The organism is Rossellomorea sp. LJF3 (assembly GCF_037046045.1).
Taxonomy (GTDB): domain Bacteria; phylum Bacillota; class Bacilli; order Bacillales; family Bacillaceae_B; genus Rossellomorea.
Genome location: NZ_JBANLY010000006.1, coordinates 22,949 through 37,332, shown reverse-complemented (window position 1 = coordinate 37,332; position 14,384 = coordinate 22,949). Strand labels below are relative to the sequence as shown.

At 46.7% G+C, this 14,384-nt stretch carries 15 protein-coding genes; 14 read left to right on the top strand and 1 reads right to left on the bottom strand.

Going from position 1 to position 14,384, the window contains the following annotated elements:
• Positions 1-68: 68 nt before the first annotated feature.
• The 13 genes from nadB to yajC all read left to right on the top strand — a co-directional run bounded on the left by nadB (position 69) and on the right by yajC (position 12,426).
• A complete protein-coding gene (gene nadB / locus V8G47_RS08030; RefSeq protein WP_336199656.1) occupies positions 69-1,658 on the top strand; it encodes an L-aspartate oxidase in 1,590 nt (529 codons plus the stop codon).
• Positions 1,627-2,472: a carboxylating nicotinate-nucleotide diphosphorylase gene (gene nadC, locus V8G47_RS08025; RefSeq protein ID WP_336199655.1), complete on the top strand. Its 846-nt coding sequence runs from the start codon at positions 1,627-1,629 to the stop codon at positions 2,470-2,472. The genes nadB and nadC overlap by 32 nt, the downstream gene beginning before the upstream one ends.
• Positions 2,473-2,474: 2 nt before the next feature.
• Positions 2,475-3,581, top strand: a complete 1,107-nt coding sequence (gene nadA, locus V8G47_RS08020; protein ID WP_336199654.1) for a quinolinate synthase NadA — start codon at positions 2,475-2,477, stop codon at positions 3,579-3,581.
• A gap of 159 nt (positions 3,582-3,740) precedes the next feature.
• Positions 3,741-5,270, top strand: coding sequence for a SafA/ExsA family spore coat assembly protein (gene safA, locus V8G47_RS08015; RefSeq protein ID WP_336199653.1), 1,530 nt, complete (start codon positions 3,741-3,743; stop codon positions 5,268-5,270).
• Entirely contained in the window at positions 5,248-6,300 is a 1,053-nt protein-coding gene (locus tag V8G47_RS08010; protein WP_336199652.1) for a phosphotransferase, read from the top strand. Before safA ends, V8G47_RS08010 begins: the two co-directional genes overlap by 23 nt.
• 50 nt (positions 6,301-6,350) lie before the next feature.
• Positions 6,351-7,088 carry a YhcN/YlaJ family sporulation lipoprotein gene (locus V8G47_RS08005; protein ID WP_336199651.1) on the top strand — a complete coding sequence of 246 codons (738 nt, stop codon included), beginning with the start codon at positions 6,351-6,353 and terminating at the stop codon, positions 7,086-7,088.
• Positions 7,089-7,246: 158 nt separating this feature from the next.
• Positions 7,247-7,795, top strand: coding sequence for an intercompartmental signaling factor BofC (locus tag V8G47_RS08000; protein WP_336199650.1), 549 nt, complete (start codon positions 7,247-7,249; stop codon positions 7,793-7,795).
• Between the two features lie 220 nt (positions 7,796-8,015).
• Positions 8,016-8,627 carry a Holliday junction branch migration protein RuvA gene (ruvA, locus tag V8G47_RS07995; protein WP_034757251.1) on the top strand — a complete coding sequence of 204 codons (612 nt, stop codon included), beginning with the start codon at positions 8,016-8,018 and terminating at the stop codon, positions 8,625-8,627.
• Between the two features lie 27 nt (positions 8,628-8,654).
• The gene (gene ruvB, locus V8G47_RS07990; protein ID WP_336199649.1) at positions 8,655-9,656 is read left to right on the top strand and encodes a Holliday junction branch migration DNA helicase RuvB; all 1,002 of its coding nucleotides are present in this window, start codon (positions 8,655-8,657) and stop codon (positions 9,654-9,656) included.
• Positions 9,653-9,859 (top strand): DUF2905 domain-containing protein, encoded by a 207-nt coding sequence (locus V8G47_RS07985; RefSeq protein ID WP_079531786.1) that lies wholly within the window; start codon positions 9,653-9,655, stop codon positions 9,857-9,859. The genes ruvB and V8G47_RS07985 overlap by 4 nt, the downstream gene beginning before the upstream one ends.
• 39 nt (positions 9,860-9,898) lie before the next feature.
• Positions 9,899-10,924, top strand: a complete 1,026-nt coding sequence (gene queA / locus V8G47_RS07980) for a tRNA preQ1(34) S-adenosylmethionine ribosyltransferase-isomerase QueA (protein ID WP_336199648.1) — start codon at positions 9,899-9,901, stop codon at positions 10,922-10,924.
• Between the two features lie 46 nt (positions 10,925-10,970).
• The gene (gene tgt, locus V8G47_RS07975) at positions 10,971-12,110 is read left to right on the top strand and encodes a tRNA guanosine(34) transglycosylase Tgt (RefSeq protein WP_336199647.1); all 1,140 of its coding nucleotides are present in this window, start codon (positions 10,971-10,973) and stop codon (positions 12,108-12,110) included.
• 43 nt (positions 12,111-12,153) lie between these two features.
• On the top strand, positions 12,154-12,426 hold the full coding sequence (gene yajC, locus V8G47_RS07970) for a preprotein translocase subunit YajC (protein ID WP_279724368.1): 273 nt from the start codon (positions 12,154-12,156) through the stop codon (positions 12,424-12,426).
• 69 nt (positions 12,427-12,495) lie between these two features.
• Here the strand turns inward: yajC and V8G47_RS07965 are convergent, their stop codons facing one another.
• On the bottom strand, positions 12,496-12,867 hold the full coding sequence (locus V8G47_RS07965; RefSeq protein ID WP_336199646.1) for a TIGR04086 family membrane protein: 372 nt from the start codon (positions 12,865-12,867) through the stop codon (positions 12,496-12,498).
• 293 nt (positions 12,868-13,160) lie between these two features.
• Here V8G47_RS07965 and V8G47_RS07960 point away from each other — a divergent pair, with 293 nt between their 5' ends.
• Positions 13,161-13,805 carry a DUF421 domain-containing protein gene (locus V8G47_RS07960; RefSeq protein WP_336199645.1) on the top strand — a complete coding sequence of 215 codons (645 nt, stop codon included), beginning with the start codon at positions 13,161-13,163 and terminating at the stop codon, positions 13,803-13,805.
• The last annotated feature ends 579 nt before the right edge of the window (positions 13,806-14,384 follow it).

The following is a 14,384-nucleotide window of genomic DNA, read 5'->3' as shown; positions in this document are numbered from 1 at the left end:
TTGTCATTAGTTTAAATATGTGTAAATATATGTGTCAAGACACCTGTAAATAATCAGGAGGGTTTTTGATGGAAAAAGCCGATATAATCATCGTAGGAAGTGGCATTGCCGCTTTGCAATTGGCACGGAGACTTCAAGATCATTATTATGTGATGATTATCACAAAGGGCGAAATCGAAAGCGGTAACTCGTATCTCGCTCAAGGCGGGATCGCGGCACCTGTAGGACGGAAGGATTCTGTCCGTGCCCACATGAAGGATACATTGGAAGCAGGGTGCTATCACCAGCTTGAAGACAGCGTGAAAGAGCTCATAACAGATGGCAAGAGGATCGTGGAATCCCTGGTGTATGAAGGGGCACCTTTCGATCGGAAAGAGGACGGAAGCCTTTCTCTTGGAATGGAAGGGGCTCATAGTGAACATCGCATCCTTCATAGCGGGGGAGATCAGACGGGGAAATATGTAATGAACCATTTAATGAAATCCCTTTCACGGGAAAAGGTTCAATTCGTGGAACGGGAAATGGTATACGAACTTGTCAAAAATGACAGGGGGCAATGCTGCGGGGTGAAGACAAAGGATAAAGATGACGCCATCCGCTTTTACTACGCTCCTCATATTGTCCTCGCAACAGGGGGAATCGGTGGGTTATATCCGTCTACGTCCAATCATCCGTCCGTGACGGGAGATGGCATGGCTCTTGCCTTTCTTGCAGGAGCAAAGCTTTCGGATATGGAATTCATTCAGTTTCATCCGACGCTCCTTTGGTCGGAGGGAAGAACATGCGGTCTCATTTCAGAAGCGGTGAGAGGAGAGGGAGCCATACTCCTGAATGACGAGGGGAAAAGGATCATGGAAGGCATTGATCCCCTTATGGAACTCGCTCCGAGGCATATTGTGGCGGAGTGTATATACAAGGAACGACAGAAAGGAAGAAATGTGTATCTGGATATTAGTAGAATAGAAGACTTTCAAGGTAAGTTCCCTTCTATTACCGACTTATGTATAAAACATCACATTCCAATCGGGGAAGGGAGGATCCCTGTTTCCCCTGGTTGTCATTTTATGATGGGCGGGATCGTCACTGACCAGGCAGGGAGGACCAATATTCCCGGACTTTATGCCATCGGGGAAGTGGCATGCAGCGGCATCCACGGAGCAAACCGTTTGGCGAGTAATTCCCTGCTGGAAGGATTGGTGTACGGGGAGCGGCTCGGTGAATATTTGAAGGGGAGTGGAGCCCTATCCTCCGCACATATGTATTCCCCATTGGACCGGATTGAGGAAGGGGACCCATTATCGATCCCTTTTCATGCACATGAATTAAAAGATGGAATGATGAAACATGTCGGAATCATTCGGAGGGAAGAAGGCTTATCCGCTCATTTGAAGTGGTTAAAAGAACAGCCTCTCACCTTCTGTGAACATATTGATTTTAATTCACGTGAAGAAATTCACTTGTATTTCATGTGGATTGTTAGCCTTCTTGTTACAGAGTCTGCATTATTAAGGACTGAAAGCAGGGGAGGCCACATCCGGGCAGATTTCCCGAAGGAAGATAACGCAGGATGGTTGAAACGGAAAATGGTTCTACAAAAATATGAAGGACGATTGAGGGTGGAAGATCATGAACAAAATGAAACTAAAATCTATGCTTGAAACGTTTTACCTGGAAGATTTGGGTGATGGTGATGTATCGTCTGAAATCCTGTTCAGTAAAAGCGATGAAGGTTCCTTTTCTCTATTCATGAAAGAACAGGGTGTTTTTTGTGGAAGAGATGTGATTGAAATAGGTTTTTCTCTAATGGATCCCAAAGTGGATGTCCAGGTATTTGCTGCCGATGGGGACTGGGTGGAAGCGGGACAATCAATTGCTGAAATCCGTGGTCCGATGGGGGCTCTCCTCCAAGGGGAACGGGTGGTCCTTAATCTGATCCAGAGGATGAGTGGTATTGCAACGGCAACGTACCTGGCGGTTGAACAGGTGAAAGGCACAGGGGTCCGGCTGTGTGATACGCGGAAAACGACGCCGGGACTCCGGATGCTTGAGAAGTATGCTGTAAGGACCGGGGGCGGTTTCAACCATAGAAATGGGCTCTATGATGCTGTCATGCTAAAGGATAATCACATTTCATTCGCCGGATCGATCACTGAGGCTGTGAAGCAGGTGAAAAGGCAGATTGGGCATATGGTGAAAGTGGAAGTGGAAATTGAAACGAAGGAACAATTATTGGAAGCGATTGATGCCGGGGCAGATGTCATCATGTTCGATAACTGTTTACCGTCGACGATTAAGGAGTGGATACATCTTGTGCCGCCTCATATCGTGACGGAAGCATCGGGCGGCATCACCAGGGAGAGCCTTCAAGCCTATGCGGGGTCAGGGGTTCATTATATCTCCCTCGGGTACTTGACCCATTCTGTGAAATCACTTGATATCAGTGCAAGAGTACGAATAGGGAAAGGGGTATGAACATGGGATTACTCGATGAATTAACGAAAGAAACGAACGTCCTGCCTGAATCACTCACCAGCCTCTCGACGGAAGAGATGGAAAATAGAGTGAGGGAAATCAAGCGGCAGTTGGGAAAGAAGCTTTTCATTCCCGGGCATCATTATCAAAAAGACGAAGTGATCCAATTTGCCGACGCCGTTGGTGACTCCCTGCAGCTGGCCCAACTGTCGGCTGAGAATAAAGAGGCGGAGTTCATTGTGTTTTGCGGGGTCCATTTCATGGCTGAAACCGCAGATATCCTGACGGAGGATCATCAGGTGGTCATCTTGCCGGACATGCGGGCCGGATGTTCCATGGCAGATATGGCAGATATTTATCAGACGGAAAAGGCATGGGGGAAGCTTATGGAGATGTTCGGTGACAGTATCATCCCCCTTACCTATGTGAATTCGACTGCAGCCATCAAAAGCTTTGTCGGAAAGAATGGGGGGGCCACGGTTACATCTTCCAATGCCCACAGAATGGTGGAATGGGCACTTGGAGAGAAACAGCGCATCCTTTTCTTGCCTGATCAGCATTTAGGACGTAATACGGCGGCTGATCTTGGTGTTTCCTTAAGTGAGATGGCCGTTTGGGATCCCATTCAAAACGAATTGGACTATGATGGCGACATGGAAGAAGTGAAAGTGATCCTTTGGAAGGGACATTGCTCGGTGCATGAAAATTTCACTGTGAAAAATATCGCGGATATCCGTGAAAATCATCCTGATATGAAAATCATCGTTCATCCTGAATGCCGCAGGGAAGTAGTGGAGAATTCCGATTTGAATGGCAGTACAAAATACATTATAGAAACGATTGAAGAATCACCTTCCGGATCTGCCTTTGCTATCGGGACTGAGATGAATCTTGTGAAGCGGCTGATCAAAGACCATCCGGATAAACAGATCGTTTCCCTTAATCCATATATGTGCCCCTGCTTGACGATGAACAGGATCGATTTACCACATCTCCTTTGGTCATTGGAAAAAATAATGGAACAAAATCCTGAAAATATCATCAAGGTGGATGCGGATGTCTCGAAGAATGCGATCTTCGCTTTAGAGCGCATGCTGGCACGTGCTTGATGAATCTCTATATAAAAATGAACAAGCTGAAATATACCGTCCCTCTCTTAGGATACGGTATATTTTTTTTTCATATCTCATAAGTTTTTATGTAGATGATTAGCAATTTGCCTATCTTGTCATAGGATATATAGACTTATGCCTGAGGAGGGAAAAAGAGTGAAAATCCATATCGTTCAAAAAGGGGATACTCTTTGGAAGATCGCCAAGAAGTATGGCGTGAATTTCGAAGAATTAAAACAGATGAATGCCCAGCTTTCAAATCCCGATATGATCATGCCCGGCATGAAGATAAAAGTGCCGACTACAGGCGGAACCGTAAAGAAAGAGACACAAATCAAATACGGATCCAAAGAGATGCCGATGAAGGAGATGCCTAAAGCAGAGCATCCATTCAAAGAGCAGAAGCCTATGGCCATGCCGGTCGAAGAACCAAAGAAAGAAATGCCGAAAGAAGTACAAAAGCCTTTTGCACCAAAAATGCCGAAACCAGTCGTACCGGAAATCGATATTAACAACTATTACATGATGAATATGGCAAACATGCAAGTACAGCAGCCGAAGCAACAGGCTAAACCAATGCCAAAACCTAAATCACCGCCTAAACCTACCAACGTACTCCCTAAAGCAAAAGAACAGCCAAAGCCGATGCCAAAACCAAAGCAGGAAGCCGTAAAAGGTGTTCAAGAAGAGGAAAGCTTACAAATGCCATCACAACCACAAGGAGGGAACACCCAGCCTATGTATTATAACCCGAATAATTGCGTACCTGTATCCCCGGTCATGCCAGGATCAGGATTCTGTCCGCCACATGGAATGCATCCAGGAGCAGGTTATGGGATGCCGATGGGTCAGGGAATGCCAATGGGTCAAGGAGCTCAATCGATGCCAGGAATGCAGAACATGCCGATGATGCCGCAAATGGGGTATGATGAAGAGTCGTCCTCTGTAATGCCGTATATGCCACAGGGACAAATGCCGATGCAGCAGCCAATGCAGATGCCGATGCATATGCAGCAACCAATGCAAATGCCGATGCAGCAGCCGATGGGTCAGCCGTCTGGAGTAATGGGTGCATCAGAAGAGAACTACCCTTCTGTTCAAATGCCGCAGCAACAGGCTCCGTATATGCCGTATCCACAGAACTGCTATCCTGTCTCCCCAGTCATGCCGGGACCTGGATTCCAAGGCGGCATGCCGGGCGGGTATCCGATGGGACCTGGAGGCCAGGTACAGGGAGCGATGGCGGAAGAGTCGCCTTCCATGGGCGGATATCAAATGCCGATGGGCCAACCGTCCAATGTGATGGGAGCACAGTATCAAACGCCTATGGGTCAGCCATCCAATGTGATGGGAGCAAGTGACCAGTGGGATTGCGGATGTGGTGGACCGCAGTCAGGTCAAATGATGCATCAACCGATGATGCCGCAGCAGATGCCTCAAGGAATGCAACAGCCATACGGCTACGGTCCGGGAATGATGGGTCAGGGAATGCCTGGTCAAGGAATGGCGATGGGCCCTCAAGGAATGCCGATGGGACCTCAAGGTCAGGGAATGGGAATGCCGATGGGTCCTCAGGGGATGCCAATGGGACCTCAGGGCCAGGGTATGCAAATGGGATCACCGGGAATGTTTGGTCCAAGAGCATTTAGCATGCCGAATTTCAATGACGATGATTTTGAGGGATAAGATGCATGCACGAGGGGACGATTATTCACATCGTCTCCTTTCTTTTTTGCAATATAAATTAAAGGATCCCGGGGCATCGCTGAAAATGATTAAAGAAGGGAAATGGGTGCTGAAAAGCCATGGGAGTAAATGGTTCGTCAAACGGTTTCCCAGTCAATTGAAGTTCCTGCTTCAGGAACGTCTGATTTCAACCCTATTAAGGGAAAAGTTTTATCATGTCCTGCCGTTTCATCCCATTCATGAACGGGAGCTTTTATTATTTGAAGGATCCCCCATCGGTATTACGATGTGGCTGGAAACTTCGAGGGCCATTCATTACGATCAGGCGGTTGACAGGGATGATGCATTGCACGTTTTGAAAAAGTTTCATGCTGTTTCAAAAACGATCCATGGTTCATGGACAGAAGAGATTCCTCATTATCACTGGCTGAAGAAATGGAAAAAACGGCTGATGCAGTTTCAATATAATCTCCCCTATCTGCAGGCATTCATTCAGCCATATTACTTATATACGTATTTAGAGTGGGGGAAATGGGCACTAAAAGAATTGAAATCGGTCGGCATTCATGAATATGGGGACTGCATCACCCATGGAGATGTGGCGCATCATAATTTCTTAAGGGGAAAGGATGGGCTTGTCTATTTGATCGATTTTGATCTTATGTCACTCTCCACGGAAATAACGGACGACCTGCAGTACTGCAATCGGATCTTGCCCTATTTAAATTGGTCACTCAGTGATATCAAAGAAATGGAACCTTTCCATCCTTATCGTGATCATCTCATCTTTCACATCGGATTGATGTATCCATCCGATGTATTCAGGGAGTGGAACCGATTCATCAGGGAAGATCAATCGTATAAACAGCGTGTATGGGGTTATTTAACGAACTTGACGATTCAGCAGTTCTCCCAGCGGATGCAATTTAATCAAGAACTCCATGGAGAAGTGAAAAGGATCAATACCCAATTGCAGGGGATGTCTCCAAACATTGACCCGAATGAAAAAGAATCTCCTTTCACAACCTAATGGTGAGCAGAAAGAATGCTCAAGTATTGGGTTGAAGGGGGAAACGTAACTTGAATAAACGATTATTCATGGTACCATTAACAGCCGTCATGACCCTGGGTCTTGCTGCATGTAACAGCGGAGAAGAAAAAGCTCAAGATCGTTATTCAGACTCCTACGAGCCACTCGGCTTCTACTCCAACGAGGGACATGGCGGGGACAACCGGGATGAGAGGGACGGACCTCTGACTGAAATGTATGATCACTCTGCCGGAAAAGAAGGGCAGGATATCCGTCAAAAGAAACGCCAGTTCCTCCAGGTGAGGGATGAGAATGGAAATCCGAAGAACCCGTCCCGGCCGCTTGCAGATTATGACCAGAACTTCTTGGCAAGGGATGCCCGTGCGAGCCACGGGGATGCGAATTATCATGGTCATCTCGATGATAATACCCGATCTGCAAGAAGATCCTATTATACAGCATATGAAGGAGATCTGGCCGAGAAGATAGGCGACGTGACGGGGAAGGTGGAGAACGTCAGTGACGTTCGTGCCGTCGCCTATGGTTCCGACGTCCTCATAGCCATTGAGCTTGATGACCATAGTAAGATCGAGGAAACGAAAGCACGTGTAAAAGAAGCCGTGCAGCCTTATCTGAACGGAAGAACGGTTTCAGTGGTGACCGATGAGGGAACCTTCAGCCGGGTAAGAAACATTGATAATGATTTACGCGACGGTGGTCCAAGGGACGCTCTCAACTTCGACATGCACGATATGTTCCGGTCGGTGAAGGACCGCATCAACCGATAACAAGGATGGACTACTTAAAGAGTGAACGCTCTTGGGTAGTCTTTTTTTTGCGGGGGAGGTCCGTCCCTAAAAAGTTTGGGGCAGATTGGATATTCTAAACAGGCTTTGGTAAGACTAGTGGATAGAGTATTACATAAATCAAGTTCGAGGTGATCACGATGACGATGAAGGTTCGAATCGTGTTTATGGTGATGTTGTTGATCGGTGCGTTTTATTTCACGTTTTTTTATACAGAGGAAAAACAGGCTGCAGACGGCAGTTCCCTGGAGATGCTGAACGAAACCCCTGCTGAGGTTGCGTCCGCCCATACGGTCACGGTACTATTGGAACGCGTGTATCTGGACGGGGAAGTGAGTGAGGAAATCGTGCAGGAAACGATTTGGAGCATGGAAGACTTCTGGGCTGCGTATGAAGACTGGCAGCTGATGGATATGACGGAAGAACAAATCGTGTTCCAGAAGAAGATGGATGATATTTCTCCCCTTCTCAAGACCAATGGCTACTTCGGTATATCGGATAAGGGTGTACTGTCCATCTTTAACGGCAGACCCGGACAGGCGGAAATCATTCAGTCCTTCTTCCAGATCGATTTAGGGAAGCTTGAGAGTAAGCGTCACGATGATCTCGTCAAAGGGATCCCCATTAAGTCGAAACAGGAGTATGAAGAGGTACTCGAACAATACAAACCCTATTCTGTCCCTAAATAACAGCGAAGAACCAGTGCATATGCCACTGGTTTTTTATTTTCAGTTTCCTCTGCCCAATCCCCGCATTCTTTGATAAAATAAGAACAGGTGTTTCTCTTTCGTCTCCCTTTCCCATCCCATCAAATAGTGATATGATACAATAGATTTTATATGTCTTTTTGATCAGGAATGAGAGACGGAAGAATAAACAGGAAGTTGTACCAAATGGGGAGAGAATGAAATGTATGAATATATAAAAGGGACGGTCAGTCAAGTGGGTCCCGAGTATGTTGTAGTGGAGAATAATGGAATCGGGTATCAGTTGTATACGGCGAATCCATTTGTGTATTCAAAATATCAAAATCAAGAGATTCAGATTTTTACATATCAGCATGTCAGGGAAGATCTTATCGCCCTTTACGGGTTTCTTGCCATTGAAGAGAAGCTCCTCTTTATGAAACTATTAAATGTGTCGGGGATCGGACCAAAGGGAGCCCTGGCGATTTTGGCTTCAGGTGCCCCTCAGCAGGTGATCACGGCCATTGAGGAAGAGAATGAAAGCTTCCTGACGAAGTTCCCTGGTGTAGGGAAGAAGACGGCCCGTCAGATGATCCTGGATTTAAAAGGGAAGCTGCAGGATGTTGTGCCTGATTATTTCCCAAGCCTGTTCTCGGATCATGAAGAGGCGGAAGTATCCCATGGAAAGGATGAGGCATTTGATGAAGCCATCCTTGCCCTTAAAGCCCTGGGCTACTCTGAACGCGAAATCAAGAAAATCACCCCTAAACTGAAAGGGGAAGGGCATTCGTCAGACGAAATCATCAGGAAAGCCCTTCAACTTCTCTTGAAATAAGGACTGCTATGAAAGGAGGAAGTCTAAATGGAAGACAGAATCGTATCAGGAGAATCGGAATTAAATGAAGATTCCTTTGAATATTCCTTGCGTCCTCAGACAATAAAACAATATATTGGGCAAGATAAGGTCAAACATAATCTTGAGGTTTTCATCGAAGCGGCAAAGATGAGACAGGAGACATTGGACCATGTCCTTCTTTACGGGCCGCCGGGATTAGGGAAAACGACCCTGGCCGCCGTCATTGCCAATGAGATGGGAGTGAACATGCGCACGACCTCAGGACCGGCAATCGAGAGACCGGGAGACCTGGCCGCCGTCCTCACGGCACTCGAGCCGGGTGATGTGTTGTTCATCGATGAGATCCACCGGCTGCCCCGGGCGATCGAAGAGGTTCTGTATCCTGCAATGGAAGATTTCTGTTTGGATATTGTCATCGGGAATGGTCCAAGTGCACGGTCTGTCCGTTTGGATCTTCCCCCTTTTACGCTGGTGGGGGCGACAACCCGTGCCGGTGCCTTATCGGCTCCCCTTCGAGATCGATTTGGTGTTTTATGCAGGTTGGAATATTATAATGAAGAGCAGTTGAATGAAATTGTTCAGCGGACAGCGGCGATTTTGAACACGAAGATCGAAGCGAAGGCTTCTGAAGAATTGGCGCGGAGATCAAGAGGGACCCCGCGTATCGCCAATCGGCTGCTCAGGAGGGTAAGGGATTTCGCCCAGGTGAAGGGGAATGGGGATATTACCACCACCATGTCACGGGAAGCCCTTGAACTTCTTCAGGTCGATAAACTCGGTCTCGATCATATCGACCATAAGCTTCTTAGAGGGATCATCGAGCGCTTCAGGGGAGGACCTGTGGGACTCGATACGATCGCAGCAAGCATCGGGGAGGAGTCCCATACGATTGAAGATGTGTACGAACCGTACCTTTTGCAGATTGGATTCATCCAGCGGACGCCGAGAGGGAGGATCGTCACTCATCTTGTGTATGACCATTTCCAACTGGAGGTGCCGGACAATTGACAGGTCTGCCTAAATTAGTCATGATCATCGGCGCGATCATCCTTGTGATCGGCTTCCTTATGCAATTCATCAAAATAGGGAAACTGCCGGGTGACATCATCATCAAAAAAGAAAATGCGACATTTTATTTTCCACTTATGACTTCTATTCTGATAAGTGTTATACTTTCCGTTGTCTTTTATTTCATCGGGAGATTTAAATAGGATTCATGAGTGAGATTTACATAAGCCAGGTGACGAACTGTGAAAGTAGAAGATTTTGATTTTCATTTACCAGAAGAATTGATTGCCCAGACGCCTCTTGAGAACCGTTCCGAGAGCAGGCTGATGGTATTGGATAAAGAAGATGGTTCCATGGAGCATATCCGGTTCAAACAGATCACCGAGTACCTCCAGGAAGGGGATTGCCTCGTCCTGAATGATACAAGAGTACTGCCGGCACGTCTTTTTGGACAAAAAGAAGATACAGGTGCCAATATTGAAGTGCTCCTCCTGAAACAGGAGGACGGCGACAAATGGGAGACACTTGTGAAGCCGGCAAAACGGATCCGTGTCGGAACTGAGATTGTATTCGGGGACGGGAAATTAAAAGCAACGTGTGTTGACTTGAAGGATCACGGTGGAAGGATCCTTGAATTCCGATATGAAGGGATTTTTTACGAAGTATTGGATGAATTGGGTGAAATGCCGCTGCCGCCGTATATCCGTGAACGATTGGAAGAACAGGACCGCTACCAGACGGTGTTTGCCAAGGAAAGGGGCTCAGCGGCTGCGCCGACTGCAGGACTCCACTTTACGGAAGAATTGTTGGAGGAGCTGAAGGAAAAAGGTGTACACATCGCTTTCATCACCCTTCATGTGGGACTGGGTACGTTCAGGCCGGTTTCCGTCGAGACGATAGAAGATCATGATATGCATGCCGAATTCTATCAGGTATCGGAAGGGACCGCCCGCCTCTTGAATGAGGTAAGAGCAAATGGAGGCAAGATCATAACGGTGGGAACTACCTCCACCCGCACACTTGAAACCATTGCATCCAAACATGGGACGTTCGTTGAAGAGAATGGATGGACGAATATCTTCATTTATCCAGGCTATGAGTTTAAAGGGATTGATGGGCTGATCACCAACTTCCACTTGCCTAAGTCGACCCTGATCATGCTGGTCAGCGCCTTTGCGGGGCAGGACAACGTGATGCATGCCTATGAAACCGCCGTTAAAGAGAAGTACCGCTTCTTCAGTTTTGGAGATGCGATGTTGATTAAATGATGACTGATTGTAAAACCCAATGGAAATTGGAAGGAGAATTCCCAAGTTGACTGCAATAAGATATGAACACATTAAAACATGCAAACAAACCGGTGCCAGACTGGGCCGCGTCCATACGCCACACGGTTCATTCGAAACGCCTGCCTTCATGCCTGTAGGAACCATGGCTACTGTAAAAACGATGTCCCCGGAGGATCTGAAATCCATGGAATCCGGGATTATCCTTAGTAATACGTATCATTTATGGTTACGTCCAGGTCATGAGATCATAAGGGAAGCAGGTGGCCTTCATAAATTCATGAACTGGGATCGCGCCATCCTGACCGATTCAGGAGGCTTCCAAGTGTTCAGCTTGAGTAAGCTCCGCCAGATTGAAGAAGAAGGAGTCCATTTCCGTCATCATCTGAACGGGGATAAACTCTTCCTAAGCCCGGAGAAAGCGATGGAGATACAGAATGCATTGGGATCTGATATCATGATGGCATTCGATGAGTGTCCACCGTATCCTGCGGAATACGAGTATATGAAGAGTTCAGTGGAGCGTACCACGCGTTGGGCAGAGCGATGCCTGGAAGCCCACGAGCGACCGCAGGATCAAGGGTTATTCGGTATCGTCCAAGGTGGGGAATACGAAGAGCTTCGTAAGCAAAGTGCCCGTGACCTGGTATCCATGGATTTCCCTGGATATGCCGTCGGTGGACTTTCTGTCGGGGAGCCTAAGGACGTCATGAATCGAGTGCTTGATTTCACCACGCCACATCTTCCGACGGATAAGCCCCGTTACCTGATGGGCGTCGGATCTCCGGATTCACTGATCGATGGTTCGATTCGCGGAATCGATATGTTCGATTGTGTCCTCCCGACCCGTATCGCCCGCAACGGAACGCTTATGACAAGTGAAGGCCGTCTGGTCGTGAAAAACGCAAAATATGCAAGGGATTTCAGACCGATCGATGAGAATTGCGACTGCTATACGTGTAAAAATTATAGCCGTGCCTATATCCGTCACTTGATCAAATGTGACGAAACGTTCGGAATTCGCCTTACGACTTATCATAATCTTCATTTTCTGTTAAAATTGATGGAGCAAGTCAGACAAGCGATTCGTGAAGATCGTCTAGGTGACTTTAGGGAAGAATTTTTCGAGCAGTACGGCTTCAACCGTCCTGATGCGAAAAACTTCTAAAAAAGCATGCAATAAATAAATCATTGAAAGGAGGGGAAAAAGAATGGGAGGAAGTTTAGGAACAATACTACCTTTGATATTAATGTTCGTTCTGTTTTACTTTTTACTGATCCGTCCTCAGCAAAAGCGTCAAAAAGCAGTCTCTAAAATGCAAAATGAGCTTGCGAAGGGTGATAGAATTATCACGATTGGCGGTTTACACGGATCAATCGATGCTATCGAAGAAGGTAAAGTAGTCATCCTGTGTGGTGACGGCAGCCGTCTTACATATGATCGTAATGCGATCAGGGAAGTCATCAGAGCCGAGCAGGTATAATAAAAAAAGGGTTTCTCTCCATGTGCCAAGGCACGTGGAAGAGGGACCCTTTTTTATTATGGGGATGGATTATCCTTCCCTCGGACCGCCACTCATGTTTACACCAAGGATTCCCCCCATCATGGCCGTCAGGATATAACACCCGTGATAGATAAGCTGTTCCATTGAAAACAGGCTATCGTATCCCAGGTATTGAAATAAGAAAATGACGAGGGTGTAAATGAGTCCTGTAGAACCTCCAAGCACCCAGCCTTTGGTCTTTCCTTTTCCACCTGACATAAATCCACCAACAAACAAAGAAAGAAATGAAATGATCGTGACAAACAATGTAATGGAGTTTTCAGCAAGATCGGTAAACCGGAGCAACAGTGAGAATAATAAACTTGCGGCAATCGCTATGACAAATATGGTGGTCGTGCCGTAAAGGACGGCACCACCCATTTTTTTCGCTTCGATGACGGTCCTCTCCCTTCTAAATCGATAATTTTATTCCGTATTAGTACAAGCATATTCATCGCAATGGTAAAAAAGACTAGAAATTTTATGTGGTCAAGCCTCGTAGACTAGTATGGATCTTCCTGGAAAAGAGGGGCTCTGACCATGTATCCGTTGAGGCCACCATATCCGTATATTTTAAATACATCTGCCCATTCATGGGTGGATAAAAATTCCTCCGATTTATTTTCTCCTTCTGTCGATACTACATAATGACATGTGTATGGGAGGGAAAAGTAGTGGAGGAATATTTTATCATCATTTTACGCACTCTTTTTCTTTACGTAATGATCATTTTCATTTTTAGAATCATGGGGAAGAGAGAGATCGGGGAACTGAGCATTCTGGATCTGGTCGTATTCATGATGATTGCAGAGATGGCGGTCATGGCCATCGAAGAACCGGAGGATCCCATCATTCATACAGTGCTGCCCATGGGGGTCATCGTCCTCGTCCAGATCCTGTTTGCATGGTTTTCTCTCAGATCTAAATCTTTTCGGGAATTATTGGACGGAAAACCTACCGTCATTATCCATAACGGAAAAATCGACGACGAAGCCATGAAGAAACAACGCTACAATTATGATGATCTGCTTCTTCAATTAAGGGAAAAGGATATTTTCAATTTGGCAGATGTCGAATTTGCAATATTAGAGCCATCGGGAAAACTATCTGTCCTCCAGAAAGACAAAAAGACTCCGCATTCCCTGACACTGCCCCTGATCCTCGATGGACAAGTCCAAACCACCCATCTCGATATGATCGGAAAAACGTCCTTCTGGTTACGGAAAGAACTGAGAGAACGCGGATTCAAAAACGTCCAGGAAATCTCCTTCTGCAGCTTCCAAAACGGACAATTTTACATTGATGAAAAAAACAAATAATCTTTGAGAAATGATCTGATTATGAATGGTGGACCGTTCCTTTCCGTTGCAGGCACAAGACTCGCGCGGGGAGGAAGTTGAGCCTCCTCGGGCTTCAAGTGGTGTCCTACCCTTGTCCAGCTCCGGCGGCTAGCCCCTCGAGGTCATAAGCTAAATGGTCCAAGAAGGCAAAAAACGCCTTCCCGGCCCATTCATCTTATGCTTGTCGGGGCTGAGCAAGCCGCCTCCGCTTTTCGCTATTTCCCGCAGGAGTCAAATGCCTTCCGCTTCATTCCACTCTTTGCTATTACAAGCGTCATTCCTAAAAGGTTTGTATTTGAGTTTTCACTCTACAAAAAGTGAAGTTTTTAGCGATATTTTATTTTTTGGTGATTTGAAAAATCTTTTTGAATATTAATCAGGTTGTTTGCTAACCTTCTTGTTCTTATTTAATTTCTGTGTAAGGATACATGCTCCGTAAGTTGATTGGAGCGGAAGGATGCTCGACTCCTGCGGGAATTGCTGGACAGGTGAGACCCCGGAGGCGTAGCCGAGGAGGCTCACCGCCAGCCCCGCGGAAAGCGAGCATCCTGGAGTGGA

What these genes read in the sequence shown, in the direction of transcription:
- nadB (WP_336199656.1), top strand. Translation starts at nt 69, where the DNA reads ATGGAAAAAGCCGATATAATCATCGTAGGAAGTGGCATTGCCGCTTTG.
- nadC (WP_336199655.1), top strand. Translation starts at nt 1,627, where the DNA reads ATGAACAAAATGAAACTAAAATCTATGCTTGAAACGTTTTACCTGGAA.
- nadA (WP_336199654.1), top strand. Translation starts at nt 2,475, where the DNA reads ATGGGATTACTCGATGAATTAACGAAAGAAACGAACGTCCTGCCTGAA.
- V8G47_RS08010 (WP_336199652.1), top strand. Translation starts at nt 5,248, where the DNA reads ATGACGATGATTTTGAGGGATAAGATGCATGCACGAGGGGACGATTAT.
- V8G47_RS08000 (WP_336199650.1), top strand. Translation starts at nt 7,247, where the DNA reads ATGACGATGAAGGTTCGAATCGTGTTTATGGTGATGTTGTTGATCGGT.
- ruvA (WP_034757251.1), top strand. Translation starts at nt 8,016, where the DNA reads ATGTATGAATATATAAAAGGGACGGTCAGTCAAGTGGGTCCCGAGTAT.
- ruvB (WP_336199649.1), top strand. Translation starts at nt 8,655, where the DNA reads ATGGAAGACAGAATCGTATCAGGAGAATCGGAATTAAATGAAGATTCC.
- yajC (WP_279724368.1), top strand. Translation starts at nt 12,154, where the DNA reads ATGGGAGGAAGTTTAGGAACAATACTACCTTTGATATTAATGTTCGTT.
- V8G47_RS07965 (WP_336199646.1), bottom strand. Translation starts at nt 12,867, where the DNA reads ATGGGTGGTGCCGTCCTTTACGGCACGACCACCATATTTGTCATAGCG.